This is a genomic window from Sphingobium chungangianum (assembly GCF_977014255.1).
In genome coordinates this window covers 498,405-521,767 of the sequence record NZ_CDRNIV010000006.1, presented here as the reverse complement: position 1 = coordinate 521,767, position 23,363 = coordinate 498,405, and the positions used below count along the sequence as shown (strand labels likewise).

Annotated in this window: 19 protein-coding genes and 3 pseudogenes; 12 read left to right on the top strand and 10 right to left on the bottom strand. The window is 61.8% G+C overall.

Features of this window, described 5'->3' with window-relative positions; genetic code table 11:
• Nucleotides 1–802 precede the first annotated feature (802 nt).
• Complete coding sequence (polA, locus tag ACWNC0_RS09480; protein ID WP_449474590.1) at nucleotides 803–3,589, top strand: DNA polymerase I; 2,787 nt, start codon at nucleotides 803–805, stop codon at nucleotides 3,587–3,589.
• A 115-nt stretch (nucleotides 3,590–3,704) separates the two neighbouring features.
• On the opposite strand, the gene ACWNC0_RS09475 is transcribed toward polA, so the two are convergent.
• From ACWNC0_RS09475 to ACWNC0_RS09465, 3 genes are all read right to left on the bottom strand, one after another.
• Nucleotides 3,705–5,162, bottom strand: coding sequence for a mannose-1-phosphate guanylyltransferase/mannose-6-phosphate isomerase (locus ACWNC0_RS09475; protein WP_449471197.1), 1,458 nt, complete (start codon nucleotides 5,160–5,162; stop codon nucleotides 3,705–3,707).
• A 94-nt stretch (nucleotides 5,163–5,256) separates the two neighbouring features.
• On the bottom strand, nucleotides 5,257–5,538 hold the full coding sequence (locus tag ACWNC0_RS09470; RefSeq protein WP_449474589.1) for a TFIIB-type zinc ribbon-containing protein: 282 nt from the start codon (nucleotides 5,536–5,538) through the stop codon (nucleotides 5,257–5,259).
• 2 nt (nucleotides 5,539–5,540) lie between these two features.
• Nucleotides 5,541–6,251: a Bax inhibitor-1/YccA family protein gene (locus tag ACWNC0_RS09465; protein WP_449471196.1), complete on the bottom strand. Its 711-nt coding sequence runs from the start codon at nucleotides 6,249–6,251 to the stop codon at nucleotides 5,541–5,543.
• Nucleotides 6,252–6,536: 285 nt separating this feature from the next.
• On the opposite strand from ACWNC0_RS09465, the gene cysS reads away from it, so the two are divergent.
• From cysS to ACWNC0_RS09445, 4 genes are all read left to right on the top strand, one after another.
• The gene (gene cysS, locus ACWNC0_RS09460) at nucleotides 6,537–8,054 is read left to right on the top strand and encodes a cysteine--tRNA ligase (RefSeq protein ID WP_449471194.1); all 1,518 of its coding nucleotides are present in this window, start codon (nucleotides 6,537–6,539) and stop codon (nucleotides 8,052–8,054) included.
• A 106-nt stretch (nucleotides 8,055–8,160) separates the two neighbouring features.
• Entirely contained in the window at nucleotides 8,161–8,517 is a 357-nt protein-coding gene (locus ACWNC0_RS09455; protein WP_449471193.1) for a Rap1a/Tai family immunity protein, read from the top strand.
• 155 nt (nucleotides 8,518–8,672) lie between these two features.
• Nucleotides 8,673–10,043, top strand: coding sequence for a class II 3-deoxy-7-phosphoheptulonate synthase (locus ACWNC0_RS09450; RefSeq protein WP_449471192.1), 1,371 nt, complete (start codon nucleotides 8,673–8,675; stop codon nucleotides 10,041–10,043).
• A gap of 161 nt (nucleotides 10,044–10,204) precedes the next feature.
• Nucleotides 10,205–10,957, top strand: a complete 753-nt coding sequence (locus tag ACWNC0_RS09445) for a ParA family protein (protein WP_449471191.1) — start codon at nucleotides 10,205–10,207, stop codon at nucleotides 10,955–10,957.
• Between the two features lie 143 nt (nucleotides 10,958–11,100).
• Here the strand turns inward: ACWNC0_RS09445 and ACWNC0_RS09440 are convergent, their stop codons facing one another.
• Nucleotides 11,101–12,822, bottom strand: a complete 1,722-nt coding sequence (locus tag ACWNC0_RS09440) for a fatty acyl-AMP ligase (protein ID WP_449474588.1) — start codon at nucleotides 12,820–12,822, stop codon at nucleotides 11,101–11,103.
• A gap of 201 nt (nucleotides 12,823–13,023) precedes the next feature.
• Here ACWNC0_RS09440 and ACWNC0_RS09435 point away from each other — a divergent pair, with 201 nt between their 5' ends.
• From ACWNC0_RS09435 to ACWNC0_RS09420, 4 genes and pseudogenes are all read left to right on the top strand, one after another.
• Nucleotides 13,024–13,548, top strand: coding sequence for a regulatory protein RecX (locus ACWNC0_RS09435; RefSeq protein WP_449471189.1), 525 nt, complete (start codon nucleotides 13,024–13,026; stop codon nucleotides 13,546–13,548).
• Between the two features lie 65 nt (nucleotides 13,549–13,613).
• Nucleotides 13,614–14,141: a DUF192 domain-containing protein gene (locus tag ACWNC0_RS09430; protein ID WP_449471187.1), complete on the top strand. Its 528-nt coding sequence runs from the start codon at nucleotides 13,614–13,616 to the stop codon at nucleotides 14,139–14,141.
• A gap of 51 nt (nucleotides 14,142–14,192) precedes the next feature.
• Nucleotides 14,193–14,590 (top strand): annotated as a pseudogene (locus tag ACWNC0_RS09425) (NADH:ubiquinone oxidoreductase subunit NDUFA12).
• Nucleotides 14,587–14,994: pseudogene (locus ACWNC0_RS09420) on the top strand (DUF2155 domain-containing protein); the annotation flags it as partial. The pseudogenes ACWNC0_RS09425 and ACWNC0_RS09420, both read left to right, overlap by 4 nt.
• Before the next feature lie 35 nt (nucleotides 14,995–15,029).
• On the opposite strand, the gene aat reads toward ACWNC0_RS09420, so the two are convergent.
• From aat to sdhC, 5 genes are all read right to left on the bottom strand, one after another.
• Nucleotides 15,030–15,785, bottom strand: coding sequence for a leucyl/phenylalanyl-tRNA--protein transferase (gene aat / locus ACWNC0_RS09415; RefSeq protein WP_449471185.1), 756 nt, complete (start codon nucleotides 15,783–15,785; stop codon nucleotides 15,030–15,032).
• Nucleotides 15,786–15,984: 199 nt separating this feature from the next.
• Complete coding sequence (locus ACWNC0_RS09410; protein WP_449471184.1) at nucleotides 15,985–16,416, bottom strand: GFA family protein; 432 nt, start codon at nucleotides 16,414–16,416, stop codon at nucleotides 15,985–15,987.
• A gap of 92 nt (nucleotides 16,417–16,508) precedes the next feature.
• On the bottom strand, nucleotides 16,509–18,323 hold the full coding sequence (gene sdhA / locus ACWNC0_RS09405; protein ID WP_449471183.1) for a succinate dehydrogenase flavoprotein subunit: 1,815 nt from the start codon (nucleotides 18,321–18,323) through the stop codon (nucleotides 16,509–16,511).
• Nucleotides 18,323–18,712 (bottom strand): succinate dehydrogenase, hydrophobic membrane anchor protein, encoded by a 390-nt coding sequence (gene sdhD / locus ACWNC0_RS09400; protein ID WP_196225341.1) that lies wholly within the window; start codon nucleotides 18,710–18,712, stop codon nucleotides 18,323–18,325. Before sdhD ends, sdhA begins: the two co-directional genes overlap by 1 nt.
• Nucleotides 18,712–19,107, bottom strand: coding sequence for a succinate dehydrogenase, cytochrome b556 subunit (sdhC, locus tag ACWNC0_RS09395; RefSeq protein WP_449471181.1), 396 nt, complete (start codon nucleotides 19,105–19,107; stop codon nucleotides 18,712–18,714). The genes sdhD and sdhC overlap by 1 nt, the downstream gene beginning before the upstream one ends.
• Before the next feature lie 168 nt (nucleotides 19,108–19,275).
• On the opposite strand from sdhC, the gene ACWNC0_RS09390 reads away from it, so the two are divergent.
• A complete protein-coding gene (locus ACWNC0_RS09390; RefSeq protein WP_196225339.1) occupies nucleotides 19,276–20,607 on the top strand; it encodes a methyl-accepting chemotaxis protein in 1,332 nt (443 codons plus the stop codon).
• A gap of 81 nt (nucleotides 20,608–20,688) precedes the next feature.
• Nucleotides 20,689–21,687 (top strand): 50S ribosomal protein L11 methyltransferase, encoded by a 999-nt coding sequence (locus ACWNC0_RS09385; protein WP_449471179.1) that lies wholly within the window; start codon nucleotides 20,689–20,691, stop codon nucleotides 21,685–21,687.
• Nucleotides 21,688–21,732: 45 nt separating this feature from the next.
• Here the strand turns inward: ACWNC0_RS09385 and ACWNC0_RS09380 are convergent.
• A pseudogene (locus ACWNC0_RS09380) lies at nucleotides 21,733–22,459 on the bottom strand (IS5 family transposase).
• A gap of 239 nt (nucleotides 22,460–22,698) precedes the next feature.
• Here ACWNC0_RS09380 and ACWNC0_RS09375 point away from each other — a divergent pair.
• Nucleotides 22,699–23,226, top strand: coding sequence for a porin family protein (locus ACWNC0_RS09375; protein WP_449471177.1), 528 nt, complete (start codon nucleotides 22,699–22,701; stop codon nucleotides 23,224–23,226).
• Nucleotides 23,227–23,363: the final 137 nt, after the last annotated feature.

The following is a 23,363-nucleotide window of genomic DNA, read 5'->3' as shown; positions in this document are numbered from 1 at the left end:
TCTGAGATTGAAGATCGCCTGAGGACTACCCGAGAAATCCGGATCAGTGGCCCCATCATTTCCAACGATACCCAACATCGCCGCTTGCCAATCTGCGCGCTCGGCCCTCAGGACATCCGCTGCCCTAGGCAACGGCGTCTTTGCTGGGCTCGAGGCCCCCTGGATGGCAAACAATACCACCGCGACTACAGCATATCTCCCCATGCGACGATCCTGAGGTTATGGCCGCTTTTAGGCAAGGAGCTTTAGTCATTCAGCGGCAGCAACTGGTCGCTGCCGGTCATAGCCCCTCCCTTTCAAGGGAGGGGTTGGGGTGGGTGCGAGCGCAGCGAGCTCTGTCATATCGGCCATGGAAGAACGCCGCTTGCGCGGCGACCCACCCCCGTCCCCTCCCTTGAAAGGGAGGGGTGATTGAAGGCTGGACTTGATCGTTAGCAGACAGCCCCCTCCTCCGCCTCAGTTTCACGCGTGCCCCGATTGCCACACCATCTCCAAAAACCATCCTATTTCTCCAACACCGCGCGATTTCACCCTGTCCTATTCCGCATCGGCGCGCTTATCCTCGATCCCTCTTTGAAACGTCCGGCACATGCGCCCTCGCGCACACGCGCGCTCAGGCTCGCGCGCGCATATGGTGTGAACTTCGGCGGAAAACCGCCATTTTTCGTCGCTCCGTTGGCCAGTCCGCAAAAGCAGCTCCTATTTTCATCTGCCCCTCGGGACAGCGTGCTCAATCATGGGGACGACCATCTCAACCAACCCCACTGGAGCCACCCAGCATTACCCGCTATCCCCTGCGCCCATGGCCCAGAATCATCTCTACCTCGTCGACGGCAGCGGCTACATCTTCCGCGCCTATCACCAGCTTCCGCCGCTCACCAACAAGCATGGTCAGCCCGTCGGCGCGGTCTATGGCTACACCACGATGCTCTGGAAGCTGGCCGAGGAACTGGGCAAGGCGGAAGGCCCGACCCATCTCGCGGTGGTACTGGACAAGGGCAGCCACACCTTCCGCAACGACATGTACGACCAGTATAAGGCGAACCGCCCGCCCGCGCCGGAGGATCTGGTCCCGCAATTCCCGATGATCCGCGACGCGACCCGCGCCTTCTCCCTCCCCTGCATCGAGGAAGCGGGCTTCGAAGCTGACGACATCATCGCCAGCTACACCAAAGCCGCTGTCGCAGCGGGCTGGCACGTCACCATCGTCAGTTCCGACAAGGACCTGATGCAGCTTATCCAACCCGGCGTCGACATGTACGACACGATGAAGAATGAGCGGCGCGGCGCCGACTATGTGATGACGAAGTTCGGCGTCCAGCCGGAGCAGTTGGGCGATGTCCTGGCGCTCATGGGCGACAGCGTCGACAATGTCCCCGGCATCCCCGGCATCGGCCCCAAGACCGCCGCCAAGCTGATCAGCGAATATGGCGGGTTGGAAGCCGCGCTTGAGGCCGCGCCTTCGATGAAGAAGTCGAAGATGCAGGAAAACCTCATCGCCCATGCCGACATGGCGCGCCTGTCGCGCAGGCTGGTCGCGTTGCATGATGCGATGGACCTGCCTGAACCGCTGGAAGAGCTGACTCTTAAGGGCATTCCGCCCGAACCGCTCCAGAATTTCCTCGAGCATCACGGCTTCAAGTCGCTGCTGACCCGCCTTGGCGCGCCCGCCGCTGCCGTGGCCGTCGCGACCGCCGCGCTCGCCGTCACGGAAAGCACGCCCCCGTCCGCCCCGGTCCTCGAAGAAGAGCCGCCGATCGACCGCAGCCTCTACGAAACGGTGGTGACGGAGGAAGCACTCGATCGCTGGATCGCCGCCGCCCATGCCGAGGGTTTCGTCGCCGTCGATACCGAAACGGACATGCTCGACTGCGTATCCTGCGCGCTCGTCGGCGTGAGCCTGGCCGTGGGGCCAAACGCGGCCTGCTACATTCCGGTGGGTCATGGCGGGAAGGACATGTTCGCGGAGAAGCCAGATCAGCTTGCCAAGGACCTCGTCCTTGCAAAGCTCAAGCCGCTGCTGGAGGACGACAGCGTCCTCAAGATCGGCCAGAACCTCAAATATGACCTGACCGTCATGCGTCGGCACGGCATCGAAATCGCGCCCTATGACGACACCATCGTCATGAGCTTCGACCTCGACGCCGGGCAAAGCCTCGCCGGTCACGGCATGGACGAAGCGGCGAAGGTCCACCTCAATCACATCTGCATCAGCTTCAAAGACGTGTGCGGCACCGGCAAGAGCCAGATCAGCTTCGCCGAAGTCCCGCTCGACAAGGCGACCGAATATGCCGCCGAGGACGCCGACGTCACGCTGCGCCTGTGGAAAATCTACAAGAACCGCATCGCCAATGAAGGCGCGACCCGCGTCTATGAACTGGTGGACCGCCCGCTTGTCTCCGTCATCGCGAAGATGGAGCATGAAGGCATCAAGGTCGATCGCGAAGCCCTCTCCCGCCTCTCCGCCGAATTCACCGCCGAAATCGCCAAGCTGGAAGGCGAAATCCACGCCATTGCGGGTCAGCCTTTCGCCATCGGATCGACCCAGCAACTGGGCGCAATCCTGTTCGACAAGATGGGCTACAAGGGCGGCAAGAAGGGCAAGTCCGGCGCCTATTCCACCGACGTCACCATCCTTGAGCAATTGAAGGCCCAAGGCGCGGAAATCGCCGGAAAGATTTTGGACTGGCGCCAACTGTCCAAGCTCAAATCGACCTACACCGACGCGCTCCAAGCCCAGATCAACAGGGACAGCGCCCGCGTCCACACCAGCTATTCACTATCCGGCGCGCAGACCGGCCGCCTGTCCTCGACCGATCCCAACCTGCAAAACATCCCGATCCGCACCGAAGTCGGCCGCCAGATCCGCCACGCCTTCGTCGCCGAGCCGGGCAATGTCATCCTGGCGGCAGACTACAGCCAGATCGAACTGCGCCTCGCCGCGCATATCGCCGATGTCCCGGCGCTCCGAGAAGCCTTCCTTGCAGGCGAAGACATTCACGCCGCCACGGCCCAGCAGCTGTTCGGTGAAGTGAACCGCGACACGCGCGGTCGAGCCAAGACGATCAACTTCGCCATCCTCTACGGCATTTCCCGCTGGGGCCTCGCCGGACGGCTGGAGATCAGCGCCGACGAAGCGCAGGACATGATCAGCCGCTATTATGAGCGCTTCCCCGGGATCAGCCTCTACATTACCGAAACCCTCGAAAAGGCGCGCGCGCGCGGCTACACTGAAACGCTCTTTGGCCGAAAAACATGGTTCCCGCGCATCAAAGCGCCCATCCAGCACGAGCGCCAAGGCGCCGAGCGCGCCGCCATCAACGCGCCCATCCAAGGCACCAGCGCCGACATCATCAAACGCGCCATGGCCCGCATGGGACCGGCGCTAGCGGCCGAAGGGCTGAACAATGTGAAGATGCTGCTCCAGGTCCATGACGAACTGGTCTTCGAACTGCCCGAAGCGGATGTGGAGCCAGCCAGCGCCGTCATCCGCCAAGTCATGGAAACTGCCGCCGAACCGATCGTGAAGCTCAGCGTGCCGCTAGGCGTGGAAATCGGTCACGGCCCAAGCTGGGGAGCGGCGCACTGAAGTTTCACCTCAACCCAAAACCGTCATCCCAGCGGAGGCTGGGATCTCAAGCGATGGGGCAGGGCATAGCCTCAAGCGATCCCAGCCTCCGCTGGGATGACGGTCTGGGTCCGCATCAATTCCGCGCGTACCGATCCTCGTATCGCACGATGTCATCTTCACCCACATAAGAGCCAGTCTGCACCTCGATAAACACCATCGCGATGCGGCCCGGATTTTCGATCCGATGAACCGCGCCCACGGGCACATAAACGGACTGATTTTCCGACAGCAATTGCACGTCGTCACCGACCGTCACCTTGGCCGTCCCCTCGACGACGATCCAATGTTCCGATCGATGGAAATGGCTTTGCAAACTGAGCGAGGCACCAGGCAGAACTGTGATGCGCTTCACTTGGAAGCGCGAGCCGACGACAAGGCTCTCATACCAGCCCCACGGCCTATGATCCTTCGGAAAAGCCTCCGCCTGCGGCGCGCCCTTGCCCTGCAGCGCCTCCACGACCAGCTTCACATCCTGCGTGCGCGATTTGTCGGCGATCAGCACCGCATCGTTCATCGCCACCGCCACGATATTATTGAGACCGAGCCCGACCAGTTCCAACCCCTCGCTCTCCGACCGCAGCAATGTGTCGCGGCAATCCAGCGCTGTCGCCGCGCCCGACAACGCCACGCCATTTTCATCCGGCTGCGAATGGCTCCACACCGCATCCCAGCCGCCCAGATCAGACCATTCCGCGTCAAACGGCACCACGGACAGATTGTCCGCCCGCTCCATGATCGCATAGTCGATGGCAACGCTTTCCGCCTGCCCCCAAGGCTCCGCCGCCAATCGAAGAAAGCCAAGATCGCTCTCCGCCTGCTCAACGGCGTCGCGCACGGCCGACAGGATCGTAGGCGCATGCCGCTCGAAAGCGGCGATCAGGTCCTTTGCGGCAAAAAGGAAAATACCCGCATTCCACAGATAATCACCCGTCGCCAGCATCTCCTCCGCCCGCGCCGCATTGGGCTTTTCAACGAAACTGGCGAGCTTGATCGGCGCACCCGAACCATCCGGCTTGTTCTGTGCCTGAAGATAGCCATAGCCCGTCTCGGGCCGCGTCGGGCTGATCCCGAAGGTGACAAGGTCGCCACCCTGCGCTGCGCCCAGCCCCTTGCCCACGGCTGCATGAAACGCCTCAACATCGGGCACGACATGGTCGGAAGGCGCGACAAGCATGATCGCGTCGGGCTTGCGCGCCACCAGATGCAGCGCGGCAGCCAGGATAGCGGGCGCGGTGTTGCGCCCTTCCGGCTCGATCAGGATCGCCTGCGGGTCAATATTTTCCTTCGCCAGCTGCTCGGCAATGATGAAGCGGAACAGCGAATTGGTGAGGACCAGCGGCCGGTCAAAGGAAAATCCCTGAGCCTGCCCTGAAAGACGTCGCGCGACCGATTGGAACAATGTCGTATCGCTCAATAGCGGCACGAACTGCTTGGGATAGGATTTGCGCGACAGTGGCCAGAGCCGAGTACCCGATCCTCCCGCAAGAATGACGGGCGTAACCTCGACATGAGGTGCATTGCTTGTCGACATGAAATCCTGGCCGTTAAGGTGAAGTTGGGCCAAGCTCTAATGGATCAGCCGCGAGAGGCAAGCGCTTCAAAAAAAGGACGGCTCGATGGCCGTCCTAATCGAATAGTTCTTCCAGGAAGCTCTTCTTGCGCTTCTTCTGATAATAGCGGCCGTCGTTGCGATAATCGCGATCCGGCCGATAGTTCACCTGCTGGGGTGGCGGCGCGGCAGCTGCGGTTCCGGAACGCTCGATGATCTTGTCGAGTTCGCCCCGGTCGAGCCACACGCCGCGGCATTGCGGGCAATAATCAATCTCCACCCCCTGCCGGTCCGTCATCGAAAGTCCGACATGACAAACCGGGCAGAGCATGGCCGACACGGCTTCAGGCGTGCGCATCATTATTCCCGTTCACCGGTCAGGCTGAGCAGCATCTGAAACAGGTTCACGAAGTTCAGGTACAGCGACAGCGCGCCCATGACCTGCATCTTTTCCGCGACCTCATGGCCGGCATAGGCGAAATATTCCGACTTGATCCGCTGCACGTCCCAGGCGGTCAGGCCGGTGAACACCACCACGCCGATGATCGAGATCACCATCTGCATGGCCGATGAGCCAATGAAGATGTTGATGAGGCTCGCGACCAATATGCCGATCAGGCCCATGATCAGGAATGAGCCCATTTTCGACAAGTCACGCCCGGTGGTATAACCCCACAACGCCATGGCAAGGAACATCACCGCCGCCGAGAAGAAGGCCTGCGCGATGCTCGCCCCGGTGAAGACCAGGAAGATGCTGGCCAGCGACACGCCCATGACGGCGGAAAAGGCCCAGAAGGCCATACGCGCGCCCGCAGTCGTCATCTTTTCGATGCGGAAGCTGAAGAAGAACACGAACGCCAGCGGCGCGAAGATCGCCACCCATTTGAGCGGCGTGTTGAAAATCGCGGCGGCCAGCGCGGGCGTATTGCCGATGAAGGCAGCGACCAGGCCAGTGATGACCAGGCCGATCCCCATGTTACGGAAAAGGCCCAGCATGTGACTGCGCAGCCCGGCGTCATGTTGCGCCGCCTGCGTCGTCCCATAATTCGGTGTACGAACGGGATTGTTCACGGCGTTAAAACTCCATCCTTCAACAACAAACATCATGTGGATCGAGTGGCCCGGCGCGGTCTTCGCGAGGCTAGAAGGGGGGACAGCCCTACGAACCTGCACCGAGCGCACTCGATGCGGTCCGACATCACAGCTGGATCAACTCCAGCCGCCAGAGGGGCCCGGCCCGCATCAGCAATATCGGTAAGGAAACGCCTTAGTGCAAGGCATCGGCCCGTTAGCAACAATTTGTTACAATGAACGCGATGGTTGATTCCTGCGGTGAAGCGCCGCATGGCACTCACCATGAGCGACCAGTTCACCCCTGCCGAGCAGCATGCCGACGCGCCCTTGCGCCTCTTCAACAGCCTGACCCGTACGGTCGAACCTTTCGCTCCGATCGACGCGAACCACGCGCGCGTCTACAGCTGCGGCCCTACCGTCTATAATTATGCCCATCTCGGCAACCTCCGCGCCTATGTCTTCACGGACACGCTGCGCCGCACGCTGCTGTGGAAGGGCCTGGACGTCACTCACATCATCAACATCACCGACGTCGGCCACCTGACCAGCGACGCCGACGCGGGTGATGACAAGATGGAGGCCGCCGCCCGCGCCCAGGCGAAAAGCATCTGGGACATAGCGACCCATTATACCGACGCCTTCAAGCAGAACATCGCAGACCTCAACATCATGGCCCCTAGCGAATGGACCGTCGCGACCGACTATGTCCCGCAGATGATCGAGTTCGCGAAGAAGATCGCGCCTGCCCACTGCTATGAGTTGGAAAGCGGCCTTTATTTCGACAGCAGCACCGTTCCCGACTATGGCGCACTGGCGGGCGGGCGGGACGATGCTGCCCACGCTCGCATCGATCCGGTAGCGGGCAAACGCAACCCGTCGGACTTCGCCATCTGGCGAAAGTCACCGCCGGGCGAGCAGCGCCAGATGGAATGGGATTCCCCCTGGGGCAAGGGGGCGCCGGGATGGCATCTCGAATGCTCGGTCATGAGCGAGGCGCGCCTTGGTCATCCGTTCGACATTCACACCGGCGGCATCGACCATCGGGAAATCCACCATCCCAACGAGATCGCGCAGAATCAGGCTTATTGCGGCTGCAGCGATGCGCAACCTGGCTTCACCGGTGCGCGCTGGTGGATGCACAACAACTTTCTCGTCGATCGCCAAGGCAAGATGAGCAAGTCGAAGGGCGGCTTCACCACCCTCTTCTCGCTGATCGACGCGGGCGTGCATCCGCTCGCCTACCGCCTGCTGTGCCTGGGCGCCCATTATCGCAGCGAGCTGGAGTTCAGCGCGGACAGCGTCGGCGCAGCCCTCACTCGCCTCAAGCGTCTGATCATGGCGGTTGAGGGGCTGAAAAGCCGCGCCGAAGGCGTAACCTGGCAGTCACCGCGCCTCGATTACCTTCGCGCCAACCTTCACCCCAAGCTCGCGCCGCTGCTCGAACAGTTCGACGCCGCGATCAGCGACGACCTGATGATCCCGCGTGCTCTGCCGCTGCTGGAAGAGGCGATTACCATCAAGAAGGTGCCAGTCGATGAGAAGCTGTGCCTGATCGCCGCGTTCGATCAGGCGTTGGGGCTCAACCTCCTTCAGCTGAGCCGCGCAGACCTTCGGATCATGCCCAAGGACGCGCAAACGACGCCCGCCGAGGTGGAGGCGGAACTCGACCGTCGCCAGAATGCTCGTGCGGAAAAGGATTTCGCCCTGTCGGACCAAATCAGGGATGCTCTCATCGAACGTGGCATCGACGTCATGGACGGTGACCCGCAGCGCTGGGAATGGCGGCCAAGGCTAGGGTAAATCCTTTATTTACCATATGTTACGGTTTCGTAATAATGCGCCAGTCCGTGTCGCGCGCGCGCCTGCCCGGCTGGACAGACCAGTGCAGGAAGCGCACCATCCGCTCATGAAATGGCACATTCTGACAGCTCTGCTCCTGTTCGGGAGCCCGGTGGCCACTCGGCCTGCCGTCGCCCAGCATTTCATGTTCGAAACCGGCACCACGCTGCGCGCAAAGTGCCGCAACAAGGCGCCGGAATATGCGCTGGCCTGCACCGCGTACATCGTCGGCGCGGTGGACGGCATCAAGAAGGACGTGTTCATTGGTCGCGCCCAGCCTAATTGCTGGCCTGACCGGATGCTGGCGGAAGAAGTGCGGCGCATCGTCATCGCCTATCTTGAACGCTATCCCGACCAGCGCAACGCCCCTGCCTCGGTCATCGTCAGTATCGCGCTGAACGAGCATTATCCTTGCAAGAAATGAAGCGGCGGAACTTGGTTCGCGCAGCACGTGGACAATCCGCTGCACCTGAAACCCGCCTTCTCCGCGCCGCATCCTGGATGGGGATGGTATAAACTTGCTTTGATTCCCACATGGGCGTAGGGGCGGCCACTATTTTTAGCATGAGGAGACATGACGTGACGGCGAAGTGGACGCCGGGAAGCTGGCGGGAGCATAAGGGCATTCAGATGCCCTTCTATCGTGACGCACAGGCGCTGGCCGCCGTAGAAGGTCAGCTCAGCCAGTTTCCCCCGCTCGTCTTTGCCGGCGAAGCGCGCAACCTGAAGGCCGAACTCGCCAAGGTCACGACCGGCGAAGCGTTCCTGCTGCAAGGCGGCGATTGCGCCGAAAGCTTTGCTGAGTTCCACCCGAACAACATCCGCGACACGTTCCGCGTGCTGTTGCAGATGGCGGTGGTGCTGACCTTCGCGTCCAAGCTGCCGATCGTGAAGGTCGGCCGCATGGCGGGCCAGTTCGCCAAGCCGCGCTCGGCCGACACGGAAACGATCGGTGGCGTGGAATTGCCCAGCTATCGCGGCGACAATGTCAACGACATCGCGTTCACGCCGGAATCGCGCGAGCCCGATGCCCAGCGCATGATCCGCGCCTACAACCAGTCGGCCGCGACGCTCAATCTGCTGCGCGCCTTCTCGACCGGCGGCTATGCCAGCCTGGATCGCGTGCATGGCTGGATGCTGGATTTCATGGGCCGCAGCCCGCTCGCGGCGAAGTTCGACGCTGTGGCCGACCAGATCGGCGCGGCGCTCGACTTCATGCGCGCCTGCGGCCTGTCGCCGGAGACTGTGCCGCAGCTTGGCGGAACCAGCTTCTACACCAGCCATGAAGCGCTGCTCCTCCCCTATGAAGAGGCGCTGACCCGTCAGGATTCGCTGACCGGCGATTGGTACGACACGTCGGCGCACATGCTCTGGATCGGCGACCGCACGCGGTTCGAAGGTTCAGCGCATGTCGAATATCTGCGCGGCATCGGCAATCCGATCGGCATGAAATGCGGCCCGAGCCTTGAGCCCGACGCGCTGATCCGCCTTCTCGACGTGCTGAACCCGACGCGGGAAGCCGGGCGCATCACGCTCATCACGCGCTATGGTCATGACAAGATCGAGGCGGGCCTGCCCAAGCTGGTCCGCGCGGTGATGCGCGAAGGCCATCCGGTCGTCTGGTCCTGCGACCCGATGCACGGCAACGTGATCAAGGCGGCCAATGGTTACAAGACGCGGCCGTTCGACCGCATTCTGGCCGAGGTGCGCGGCTTCTTCGCCGTGCATCGCGCCGAGGGCAGCTTTGGCGGCGGCATCCATGCCGAAATGACCGGGCAGAATGTGACGGAATGCACCGGCGGCGCCATCGCCATCACGGACGAGGGCCTTGCCGATCGCTACCACACCCATTGCGACCCGCGCCTCAACGCAGCGCAGAGCCTGGAACTGGCCTTCCTGCTCGCGGAGATGCTGAACGAGGAACTGAAGGAACGCCGCGCGGCGGCTTGATCCTTCAGAACGATGGAAGAGAATCCCGCCGGATATTTCCGGCGGGATTTTTCATGGGCCTTCCCCGCCGAGGACACGGGAAAACCAATCCTGTCACGACAGCGTCATTAACTTATGATTGTCCGCTTGCTTTGGCGGGTCAAAGCCGTAGCTTTCACCCCATGGCAAAGGAACCGGCATTGGCGACCATCGCCGTCTACAGCCTCAAAGGTGGCGTTGGCAAAACCACCTTCGCGATCAATCTGGCTTGGGCATCTGCATCCATCTCTCGGCGGCGGACGTTGCTGTGGGACCTTGATCCACAGGCTGCCGCCAGTTGGCTCATCTCCACTGACAAGCAGAGCCGTGACGCGGCGCAAGCGATCTTCAGCAAGGATGTGGAGGTGCGCAAGCTCATCCAGCCTTCGACCGTACCCGGCCTCGACCTGATCGCCGCCGACACCTCTCTGCGCAGCCTCGACCACCTCTTTCGCGAGATGGACAAGAAGAAACGGCTCGCAAAGCTGATTGAAAATTTGGGCAAGGATTATGACCGCATCATCCTGGATTGCCCGCCCGGCCTCACTGAAACCAGCGAACAGGTACTGCGTGCCGCCGATATGATCGTGATCCCGGTCATCCCCTCGCCCCTGTCGCAACGCGCAATGGGCGAAGTAGCGCGCTACCTCGTCCAGCGCGGCGGATCGCATCCACCGATCTTGCCCGTCTATTCCATGGTCGACCGCCGCCGCGCGCTTCACCGCAAGGCGCTGGAGGAACAGCGCGGCTGGCCCGCTGTCCCGATGGCCAGCATGGTCGAACAGATGACGGTGAAGAGGAAGCCGCTGGGTGCCTTCGCGGCGTCTTCACCCCCGGCGCAGGCTTTCGCAGGCCTGTGGACGACGATCGAGCGGCAGGTGCTGAAGGCGAGCTAAAAACGCTACTGAACCGCCGTTCGCCCTGAGCTTGTCGAAGGGCTTTACTTCGCTGAAGCAAGTGAAGGGCTTCGACAAGCTCAGCCCGAACGGAGGTTAGTTATCCTATTATGCCTCAGTGCGTTCCGGAGCGGACGCACCAATCAAGCAGCAATGTCATAAGGCCTGATCTCACCCGTCAGATACAGGTTCCGCGCCTTCGACCGGCTCAATTTGCCCGAGCTTGTCCTCGGCAAGGTACGCGGCGGCACCAGCTCCACGACACAGTTCATACCGGTGATCGCCCGCACCCGCTCGCGGATCTGGTCACGAAGCCGCGTACGCTCGTCATTGTCTGACGTGCGGCAATGCACCAGCACCGCAGGCGCTTCCTCGCCACCCGGCGTGGTGATCGCGAAGGCCGCGATGTCGCCCTGCTTGAAACCAGGCAACTGCTCAACGGCCCACTCAATATCCTGCGGCCAGTGATTCTTGCCGTTGATGATGATCATGTCCTTGGCGCGGCCGACAATGTAGAGATAGCCGTCGCTCAGATAGCCCATGTCGCCGGTGTCGAGCCAACCATCCGCCATGCAGGCGTCGGTAGCCTCCTGATCGCGGAAATAGCCCACCATCAGCGATGGGCCGGTAGTCCAGACCTTGCCGATCTGCCGCTCATTCAGCAGCCCGCCGTCCTCGTCACGGATTTCCACAATCATGTCGCGCGCGGGCCTGCCGCAATTGACGATCGAACGAAAGCGTTGCGGGCGTCCCTCGGTCGCGTCGCCGCCCGACAGGTCGGTTTCCTCGACCAGCTCGACGATGATACCCTCACCGGGCGGCATGATGGTGACCGCCAACGTGGCTTCGGCCAGACCATAGCTCGGCAGGAAAGCCTTGGGCGAGAAACCCGCATCAGCGAAGGCGTCGACGAAGCTCTGCATCACGTCGGGCCGGATCATGTCCGCGCCATTGCCCGCGAGCCGCCAGCGCGACAGGTCGAACCGATCCTGAGCCTTCGTCTGGCTCGACATGCGCCGTGCGCAAATGTCGTAGCCGAATGTCGGCGAATAGCTGATCGAGGTGCCTTCATTGCGGCTGATGAGGTCCAGCCACGCGAGCGGACGACGGGCAAAATCCTCGGTCTTCATATAATCGGTCGACACCTGGTTAGCGACGACGGACAGGAAGCAGCCGACTAGACCCATGTCATGATACCAAGGCAGCCAGCTGATGCAGCGATCGCTATCCTGCACCTGCATGCCATGGCTGTGCGCGGCGAGGTTGCTGAGCAGCGCATGGTGCGTCACGGCGACGCCATGGGGGAAGCGGGTCGAACCGCTCGAATATTGCAGATAGGCGATTTCCTCGCCCTTCGCCTGCGGCAGATCGCAGGCCACGGCCTCCCGCGCGATGAAGTCCTCGAAAGCGATGCTCTCGACATCCTTCTGACGGCCTGACTCACCCGCCATCTCTTCCAGCTCCTTGGGGAAGAGGAACAGCATCGGATCACAGCTATCCAATTGGACATTCAGCTGGTCGATATAGCTTTCCTTGCCGCCAAAGCTGGTGGGCAGCGGCAGCGGCACCGGCCACGCACCGGCATAGATAATGCCGAAGAAAAGTTGCGCAAAGTCCGTACCCGTTTCGGCCACCAGAGCCACGCGATGCTCCGGCTTCACACCATGGGCGATCAGGCGGTGGGCGCATGCGATGGCATCGGCGCGCAGTTCGGCAAAGGGATAGGGTCGCGCCAGATTGCCCCGCGCATCATGAAAATTCAGCCCGCGCTGACCCTGCGCCGCATAGTCGAGCGCCTCGCCCAGCGTCTCGAAATCCGAGAAGCGCCGGGGAAGGGCGTCATTGGTCGGCGTCGGTGCCATCATGCTTTGCGAACCCGTCATATTGGTTTCACCCAATTTCAATCTTGTCATCCGGGCGCGCCGCTATCATCTTTGACGCGGCAATGCACCGGATAGTTGCATTCCAGCTTGGCCTTCTACAGCATGAGGCGCGGTAAAATTCCGGCCCCACTGTGGCATAATCAAGGCGCCCGTCGCATAAACCATTGCCATGAAGGCGCTCATATGACCGGCAAACGCCCCCGACCGCCGCTGGATGGCGATAGCCTGCGCGATCTGGCCCTGCGCTATGTCGGCCGTTTCGCGACGAGCCGGGCGAAGCTGCTCGCTTATCTCAACCGCAAGTTGCAGGAACGCGGATGGGCTGGCGAAGGTCCGCCCGCGCCGGAACGGCTGGTCGAGCGGCTGGCCGAACTGCGCTATGTCGATGATCGCAGCTTTGCCGTCATGAAAAGCGCGGCGCTTACCCGTCGCGGCTATGGCGCACGCCGCGTTGCGCAGACCCTACGCGCCGATGGCATAGCGGACGCCGATCGGGCAGAAGCAGACGCTCAGGTCGATAACGATAGCTGGGCTGCGGCCGATCGTTTCGCCCGCCGCAAACGCCTCGGCCCCTATGCCACGTCAGCAACCGATCCTAAGCAGCGTGAAAAGGCCATCGCCGCTTTCCTACGCGCAGGCCACAGTTTCGACACCGCCCGTCGCTGGACGAACGCTGCTCCAGGCGAACCGCCAGAACCCGACCAGTGACGGCGCGCCATGGGGCCTTGGAAAATCTGTGGCGCCACTACTCCCGGATAGGCTAGCACAGCAGGATGCGGATCGCCTTTCCCTTCCTGGTCGCGGTTTTAGCCGCCTGTTCTCCCACTCAGCCCAAGGCGGAAAAGACCGCCAGCCCTACAAACCAGCAGACCAATCTGCTCCCCCTTGAAATCCGTACGGACTCGGGCAAGCACCGTTTTGCGGTGGAAACCGCCATCACCGAAAAGGAGCAGGAAAAGGGCCTGATGTTCCGCAAGTCGCTGGATGCAAATGGCGGCATGCTCTTTCCCATGTCGCCGCCCCGCACCGCCAGCTTCTGGATGAAGGACACCCTGATCCCGCTCGACATGCTCTTCATCCGCACCGACGGGGTGATCGCCTTCATCGCCGCCAATGCCGCACCCTATTCACGCGTGCCGGTTTCTGCAGGCGTTCCCGTGGCGGCCGTCCTTGAACTGCGAGGCGGGCGGGCGGCTGAACTCGGCATCGCCGAGGGCGACAGTGTATCTTGGGGCAGCTGCGTCGATCCCGCGGTCAAAAGCCCCGCCAACCTCGATTTCTGCCCACCGCGCACCCGCTGACGCCATATCCGCCTTGCCAATCCCCCACAGCAGGCGCTAAGCGCTTGCCCCATGGGAATCCTGGCCAAGATCTTCACCTGGTGGAATGGCGCGACCATCGGCACCGCACTTTATACCTCCCGCAAGGGCAAGAAAGTGGGCGAGGACCATCAGGGCAATATCTATTATGAAGGCGGCACGGACGTGCACGGCCACACCCGCCGCTGGGTAATCTACAACGGCAATAACGACGCTAGCCGCGTGCCTGCGGAATGGCATGGGTGGCTGCATCACACGATCGAAGGAACGCCGGAAAGCTTCCTCCCCCGCCCCGTATCTGGGAACGGGATTTCACGCCCAACGCGACTGGCACTCCCAATGCTTACCGGCCCACGGGTGCGCTGGAAAAAGGTGCGCAGCGCCAGCGCGCGACCGGCGATTATGAAGCGTGGAGCCCCGACGCATCATGACCCTGCGCCCGGCGGGGACGGTCCTGCCGATCCTGCCCCTCGCCCTGCTGTTGTCGCTTGCGGCCTGCGGCGGCGATGAACTCCCCACTGCGAACCAGACCGGCCCCGTGAAGATCGAGGGGCAGAAGATTCGCAATGGCGATTCTTCTGCCCTGCCTGGCACGCCCATGGCGGATCGCGTCGCGGTGATCGGCCTGCTCAACAAGCGCAACGGCATCACCACCGACCTCACGATGAAGCCCGGCGACGCCTTACGCGTAGGCGATGCGATCGTCCGCCTGCAAGCGTGTGAGACGACCGCTCCTTGGGAAAATGTTCAGGAAACCGGCGCTTTCGTTCAACTCGACGTGCGCAGCACCGCCGACAATAAATGGCGCCGCAACTTTTCGGGCTGGCTGTTCAAGGAACGGCCCGACCGCAACGTGGTGCAGCATCCGATCTACGATGTATGGGTAAGAAGCTGCACGATGTCCTGGCCGGAAAGCGGCCCCGACACGGTCAAGCTTGGCGGCAAAGGCGAACCCCCAGCGGACGCCTCTCCGCCAAGCGGTGCAAATGCCAGCTCGGCCCAGCCCCCCGAACCCCCGGCCAATGCCGAGGAACGGCCCGCGCCTAGCGGTACATCGCCCAACGCGCCTGCCAACAGCCCTAGATAATCATTCTGGCTGATTTCTATCGCGCCCAATGATCGAAGATGGTCGGTCATGAATTGGCAGTCGAGCAAGGTGAAGCCTGAAAAGAGCATCCGGGCGGTGAGCCAGGCCAGAGCGACCTTTGAAGCATCGGTTTTTCGAGACACCATGCTTTCGCCGAAAAAGGCTTGGCCCAAAGCGACGCCATAGAGGCCGCCCGCCAGCTCATCGCCATCCCAGACCTCGATCGAATGCGCAAAGCCGATCTCGTGCAGATGCCGGTATGTCTGCTCGATCTCCTTGTTGATCCAGGTCGACGGCCGATCCTCCGCCGCCTGCGCGCATAGCGAGACAATACCGCCAAAATCGCGGTTGGCAGTCACGCGGAAACGCTCCTGCCGGATCGTCTTGGCCAGCGAATGGGACATGCGAAAGCCATGGAGCGGCATGATCGCTCGCCGCTTGGGCTCAATCCAATAAACCTCCTCCGCATCCCGGTCATCCGACATGGGAAACACGCCGATGGAATAGGCCTGCAGCAGGACCAGAGGATCTATCGTCATTGAATAAAGGCTTAGCGAGACGACGGCACAGGCGCTAGAGGGGGTTTTGCCGCAATTCTAAACGTAAGCTCCGCAATGACATCGAGGGGTGGATTGCAGTCATAGCCCCTCCCTTGAAAGGGAGGGGAGATAAAAAGAGTCGGATTTTGGTCGTCAGCCGACAAGTCCGCCTGTCCCAACCCGTTCGGCGACCTACCTCTCACCCCTCACTTTCAGCGCGAATAAACCGCAGCACTCCTGCCATCCGCGCAAGCCCGCCATTGTCACTCGGATGGTTTTTGCCATCCAGCACGGGCACCTTATCGAAATCAAAGGGGCTCATTCCCTCAAGGCATGCCACATTCACCCCATATTCGTTTGCATTGGAGCGGCGCTGATGGTGCGTGTAGATGCCGCACCGCGAGCAGAAGAAATGCTGCGCCGCTCCCGTATTGAAGCGATAGCTCGTCAGCATATCGGCGCCCCGAACGACATGAAGCCCGTCCAACTTCGCCGTAACAGCTACGGCGCCCCGCATCCGGCAAAATGAGCAGGTGCATCGGCGGGCGCTGTCGAGGCCATTGCTCAGCTCAACCTCGAACCGGACGGCGCCGCAATGACACTGGCCGCCATGTCTGCTTGCATCCGCCATCGCCTGACCTCCCTCGACTTGAACTGAACCCATAAACAAAAAGGGCGAGCTTTGCAGCCCGCCCTCTTACCTATCCCACTGGACGGCGCGCCTTAGTAAACGCGCGCCTTGGGCTTGATATATTCGGCCTCATCGGTGAGCGTGTAGTCATGCACCGGGCGGTAATCGAGCGACACCTTGCCGCCCTTGCCGCCCCAGCCTTCGAACCAGCTAACGGTGTGCTTCATCCATTCGGCGTCGTCGCGGTTCGGGAAATCCTCATGCGCATGAGCGCCACGGCTTTCCTTGCGATTTTCCGCGCTGACCATGGTGCAGACCGCCTGAGACATGAGGTTGTCCAGTTCCAGCGTCTCGATGAGGTCCGTGTTCCAGATCAGCGAGCGGTCGGACACGCCCACATCCTGCAGGCTCGCATTGACCTGCGCCATCTTAGAGACGCCTTCGCTCAGCAGCGCACTGTCGCGGAATACGGCGGCATGCTTTTGCATGGTATGCTGCATCTCGAGGCGAATCCTTGCCGTCGGCGAGCCGCCCTTGGCGTTGCGATAATGATCGAGACGCGAGAGCGCCAGATCGGCCGCATCAGTCGGCAGCGGACGGTGCGAGCCATTGGGCTTGATCGTTTCCTTGAGGTGCAGACCCGTAGCGCGGCCGAAAACGACAAGGTCGATCAGCGAGTTGGAGCCCAGACGGTTCGCGCCATGGACCGACACGCAGGCCGCTTCGCCGACCGCGTAGAGGCCCGGCACAACGACTTCCGGATCGTCGCCGACCTTGGTCACCACCTGGCCATGATAGTTACAGGGGATGCCGCCCATATTGTAATGGACGGTCGGCGTGACGGGCAACGGCTGACGGGTCAGATCGACGCCCGCGAAAATCTTGCCGCTTTCGGTGATGCCCGGCAGACGCTCCGCCAGCACCTTGGGATCGATATGGTCGAGGTGCAGGAAGATGTGATCCTTGTTCGGACCCACGCCCCGCCCTTCGCGCATTTCCATCGCCATCGAGCGCGATACGACGTCGCGCGATGCCAAGTCCTTCGCGGAAGGCGCATAGCGCTCCATGAAGCGCTCGCCCTCGGAGTTGGTCAGATAACCGCCCTCGCCACGCGCGCCTTCGGTGATCAGCACGCCCGCGCCATAGATGCCGGTCGGGTGGAACTGCACGAATTCCAGGTCTTGCAAAGGCAGACCAGCGCGCAGCACCATGCCGCCGCCGTCGCCGGTGCAGCTGTGTGCCGAAGTGGCGGAGAAATAGGCACGGCCATAACCGCCGGTCGCCAGCACCACCGCCTTGCTGCGGAAGCGATGGATCGATCCATCCTCCATGCAGATGGCGATCACGCCACGGCATTCCTTGCCGTTCGGGCCGTCTTCCATGATCAGGTCAATAGCGAAATATTCGATGTAGAAGTCCGCGTCATACTTCAGGCTCTGCTGATAGAGCGCATGAAGCATGGCATGGCCGGTACGGTCGGCGGCGGCGCAGGTGCGCTGCACCGGCGGGCCGGCGCCCATATTCTGCATGTGACCGCCGAAGGGACGCTGATAGATCGTGCCATTCTCGTTGCGGCTGAACGGCACGCCGGCATGTTCCAGCTCGATCACGGCCGCAGGCGCTTCGCGCACCATATATTCGATCGCGTCCTGGTCGCCCAGCCAGTCCGACCCCTTGACGGTGTCGTACATGTGCCAGGTCCAGTGGTCGGGCGAGTTGTTGCCGAGCGAAGCGGCGATTCCACCCTGCGCCGCGACGGTATGCGAGCGAGTCGGGAACAGCTTGGTGATGCAGGCGGTCTTCAGGCCCGCTTCGGCGCTGCCCATGGTCGCGCGAAGGCCCGAACCGCCAGCGCCCACCACGACCGTGTCGTAAGTGTGATCGATGATCTTGTAGGCTTCGCTCATTACTTGACGATCCCCGTGAAGGCGATCTTGGCGATCGCGAAGATGCCAGCGGCGGCGCCAGCGATGGTGTAGAAGTTCAGCAGCAGGATGCAGAAAAAGTTCAGCCCCTTGTCGTGAACATAATCCTCCAGCATCACCTGCATGCCCAGGCGCAGGTGATAGAAAATGCTGACCAGCATCAGCATCAGCGGCACTGCTACCAGCGGATTGGCGATCCAGTTGCGGACGCTCTCATAATCGAGCCCCGGCAGGCTCACGAGGCTGAAGATCAGCCACAGAACGAGCAGCAGGTTGCCGACAGCGGTGTAACGCTGCGCCAGCCAGTGATGCGCGCCATGCCGCGCCGAGCCCAGGCCACGGACGCGGCCAATTCCGGTTCCCGTACCCATCAGATTTTCCCCGAAAAGACGGTGGCCCACAGCGCCACGGTGGCCAGCGTAGACAGCACCGGGATCACCAGCGACCATGTCTTGTTGGTGTTGAGCTCATAGCCCGCACCCATATCCAGCACGAAGTGGCGCAGGCCCGACATCAGATGCTGGAAGAAGAACCAGCTGATGCCGATCATCACCAGATAACCAAGCGGCGAAGTGGCGCATTTGATGAAGGTGGTATAGGCTTCGGGACCGATCGCAGCGGCCATCAACCACCAAACCACGCCCAGAATCCCGACCGTGGCCAGACCGTTGCCGGTCACGCGGTGCAGGATGGAGATGGCCATAGCAGGCCCCCATTTCCAGATCGTCAAATGCGGCGAGAGCGGCCGGCTCGTGGTTCGCGCCATATCTACCTACGTCCCTGATGCTTGTCCCTGATTCCCGTCCCCTTAAGAGCGAACGGTCAAGAGGGCAAGCCGCGCTGGCAGAGGGACCGGGCGATCACGGCTAAGAACTGATTAACCAGATCGCGCTATGACCCGACGGACAAACAAGAGAATTGAGGTTTGCCGCATATGACGTCCGTCGCACCAGCGAAGAGCGCAATGATCGCCAGCATGGCGGAAATAGATCCCACCGGCGAATTGGCCGCGGGGCTTCGCGAGATTCGGGACATGATAGGCGACGGCGCGTCGATCGCGGCCCGTACCTTCTTCGACAGCTACATGGATCAATCTCATCTGCGCAGCGTCCTGGCCGCCTCCACGATCGCCAAGATCGAAACCGAAGCACATGAATATGTGCGGCAGAAGCTCAGCTTCTATGAGGCAGGCAGTTGGGCGGGCAGCTCCATCGCCTGTGTCCGATTGGCCCGCAAACGCGGCTTGCCCCTGGGTCTCGTCCTGACGGCGGTATCGGAAGCCAACAAGCAGTTGACCAACCTCGTCTGGCAAAAGGCGGCGGATGATGCCACCCGCCAGCGCCTTGTAAACATCATCACCATGGTCAGCATGGTCGATGCCAGCATGATGACCAACGCCTTCGCGGGCGACGAGGCAGAAGCGCAGCGCAACGAACGGCAACGCATCGGCACCCTGTTCGAGCAGCGGATCATGGGTGAGATCGACGGCGCTTCCCAGCTCGGCGAATCGCTGCGTGAACAGGCGAAGGATGCCTCTGCCGCCACACGCGGCATGTTGGGCAAGGCTTCGGAAGTCGCCGCCGCCGCCGAACAATCGGCAATCGCGATGCGTGAAGCAGCCCGCACCTCGGCAGGGCTGATCCGCGCAATCGAGGATGCTCGCACGGAAGTCGAAAGCGCCGCAGACGTTGCGCAGCGTGCCGCCCGGCAGTCGGGCGATGCGGTGACGATGTCGGCAACTCTGACTGAGCATGCGAAATCGATCGAGTCGATCCTGGGCCTAATCCGCGACATCGCGGGCCAGACGAACCTGCTCGCTCTCAACGCCACCATCGAAGCGGCGCGCGCGGGCGACGCGGGGCGCGGCTTTGCCGTCGTGGCGCAGGAAGTGAAGAGCCTTGCCAACCAGACGGCGCGTGCGACCGATGAAATCGCGGGCAAGATCGCGGATATTCAGGCTTCGACGCGGCAGTCGGTCGAAACCAATGAACGAATCCGCGATACGGTCGGGGAAGTGCAGTCGAGCGCCGATCGCATCCGTCATGCCATGGACGCTCAAGCCCAGACGGTTACCATGATCACCGCCGCTGTCGATGAGACGGCGCTGGCGGCCGACTCCATGTCGAGCACCATTTCCGCCATCCGTCAGGATACGGAAGTCGTTGCTTCCGAGATCGACCAGCTGGAACGCGGCTTCATGAGCGTCGAGGGCAAGCTTGCCAGCCTGCGTGCCGCATCATCCGATTTTGGACGGCAGGTGGCCTGAGTTTCAGGGAAAAGACAGCCGGAGAGCGACTGAAGCCCTCTCGACTTCCCCTTCCCGCTTGAAGCTTCTAAAGGGCGCGGCATGACTGATGCCGCGCCCTCTTCCGTCCAAAGCTGGAAAGTCACCTTGCCCTGCACCCGTGCCGAGGCGGAGGCGTTGGACGGTGACATCGCGGGCTTCGCGCTCATGGACAAGCCGCCGGTGCTGATGACCAGCGAGGCCGCGCCGGATGATGAAAATGCCTGGCAGCTTGATGCCTATTTTGAAGGCAAACCCAGCCCCGCCGCGATCAAGCTGCTCCGTACCCTGATCCCCAGCGCGGGCGGCACCAAGCCCCTGATCGAACAGTTGCCCGATGAGGATTGGGTAACTCTGAGCCAGCAAGGACTGGAGCCAGTCACGGCCGGACGCTTCCATATCCGCAATCTTGCCAGCGATGCGGAGCAGCCGGGCCATGTCAATTTCCTGATCGAAGCGAGCCGCGCCTTTGGCACCGGGCAGCATGAAACCACCGCAGGCTGCCTTCTGATGCTGGACCGCATGCGGCAGGTTGGCATGCGCTTTGGCAATGTGGCGGACATTGGCACGGGCACCGGATTGCTCACCTTCGCAGCGCTCCATTTGTGGCCCCATGCCTATGCCACCGCTTCCGACATCGACCCGATCGCCGTCGACATCAGCGCGGAAAATGCCGCAGCCAACAACATCGCGGTCGGCAAGGGTCAAGGCCAACTGGCGCTGTATGTCGCGGCGGGCGTTGATCACCCCGCAATTGCAACGCGCGCGCCTTATGATCTGCTGATCGCGAACATACTCGCTGGCCCGTTGATCGAACTCGCCCCCTCGCTTTGCGCGCTCGTGGAGGAAGGTGGCACCGTCCTGCTCGCCGGATTGCTGAAGGAACAGGCGGAGGCCGTTCTGTCAGCCTATCGGACTCAGGGCATGCGCCTTGCCGAGCGTGTGGACAATGGCGACTGGCCGACGCTGCGGCTACGCAAGCGTCCCCGTATCGGCTGGAAACGTCCAACCCGGCTGGATAGGCAGGCGCGCGGTGAGGCGCCGGGGTTCGGCAGCCTCTGAACCAGCCCTTGCTCAGTCATGCCGCTGACTAGGGCCGATCGACATTCAGCGTAGCCAGATCATGGCAGCGGCGAGATGTACGAAGCCGGCAAAGTGGGCGGTGCGCCGATCGTAGCGGGTAGCGAAGCGTCTGAAATGCTTGAGTTGCGGTGCTTGTAGATAGCGGTGTCATGCGGGATGAAGACCTTGCGATTTCGCTTCGACGGGATCACCGCCTGCGCCTTCATGTCGGCGATATGTTCGCGTAAATCATTGCTGTCATAGGCTTTATCAGCGAGTACGGCCCCCGCCTTCTGGCCTTCCAGAAGATCGGGAGCGGCGGTGACGTCGCTGGCCTGCCCGGGCGTGATGCGAAAGCGCAATGGCCGACCGAACGTGTCCGCCAGCATGTGGATCTTGGTCGTCAGTCCACCTCGGGAACGCCCCAGCCCCTGGTCCTTGCCCCCCCTTTCCCGGTCGCTGCCTGTTGGTGGGCGCGGACGATGGTGCTGTCGATCATCAGATATTGGTTGTCCCGGTCGGCGGTCAGCGTGTTGAGCACCCGTTCCCAGACACCCGCATGGCACCACCTGCTGAAACGCCGATGGACCGTCTTCCACCGACCGTAGCGCTCCGGCAGGTCGCACCAGTGCGCGCCCGAGCGCAGCACCCACAAACATCCGTTCACGAACAAGCGGTTATCCGATCCCGTCCGCCCCGGATCGCTCGCCTTGCCAGGCAGAAGTGGCGAAACCCTCGCCCATTGCGCCTCATTCAATTCGTACCGTTTGATCCCCATCATCCGCTCCGCGCCTCAACACGGAGCCCCATGAGTCAGACATCACGCCTTTTGTGAATCCTGAATCTCGATCCGGCCTAGGGCGCCGAGAATCCATTTCAAGACGTGATGCAACATTGCCACAGTTCGTTGTGCAATGCGGTATGTCGTTGTTTGTGATACTTTACTCTTCACGCTCAGGCTCCTTAAAGCGCGCTCAGACAACATCCGGTTACCCAGAAAAGGAGCCCCCCATGAAAAAACTGATCGCTTCGGCGTTGCTGCTTGCCAGCGTTTCCGCACCGGCCTTCGCTCAGGACGCCGTGCCCTTTTCCGGTCCCTATGTCGGCGCAGTCGTCGGCGTGGACCATGTCGATTTCGACTCTGTCAACCATGACAGCGGCCTGCTGTATGGCGGCGTGATCGGCTATGACGTCAACGTCAACGGCGCCGTGTTCGGCATTGAAGGCGAATATGCCGATTCCGACGTCAAGGAAGGCATCGTCCGCACCGATCGCGACCTCTATGCAGGCGTCCGCATCGGCGGCGAAGTCGTGCCGAACGTCCTCGCCTATGCCAAGGGCGGCTACACCAATGCCCGTCTAGAAGACACTCTGGACAACAGCACCAAGCTGGACGGCTACCGTCTGGGCGCCGGTCTGGAAACGACGGTTCAGGGCTTCATCGTTCGCGCTGAATATCGCTATTCGCGTTACGAGCAGATCGGTGGCGTGAACCCCGAGCGTCACCAGGGCGCGCTGATCCTCGGCTACCGTTTCTAAGACACGGCTATAGCAGAAAAAGAAGGGCGTCCCTCTCATGAGGGCGCCCTTTTCTTATACGCTCGAAAGTGACCGGCACCGCGACGCTTGCCACGCACATCCAGCGGCCTAATGTCGCCTTGCCATTCTCATCAGCG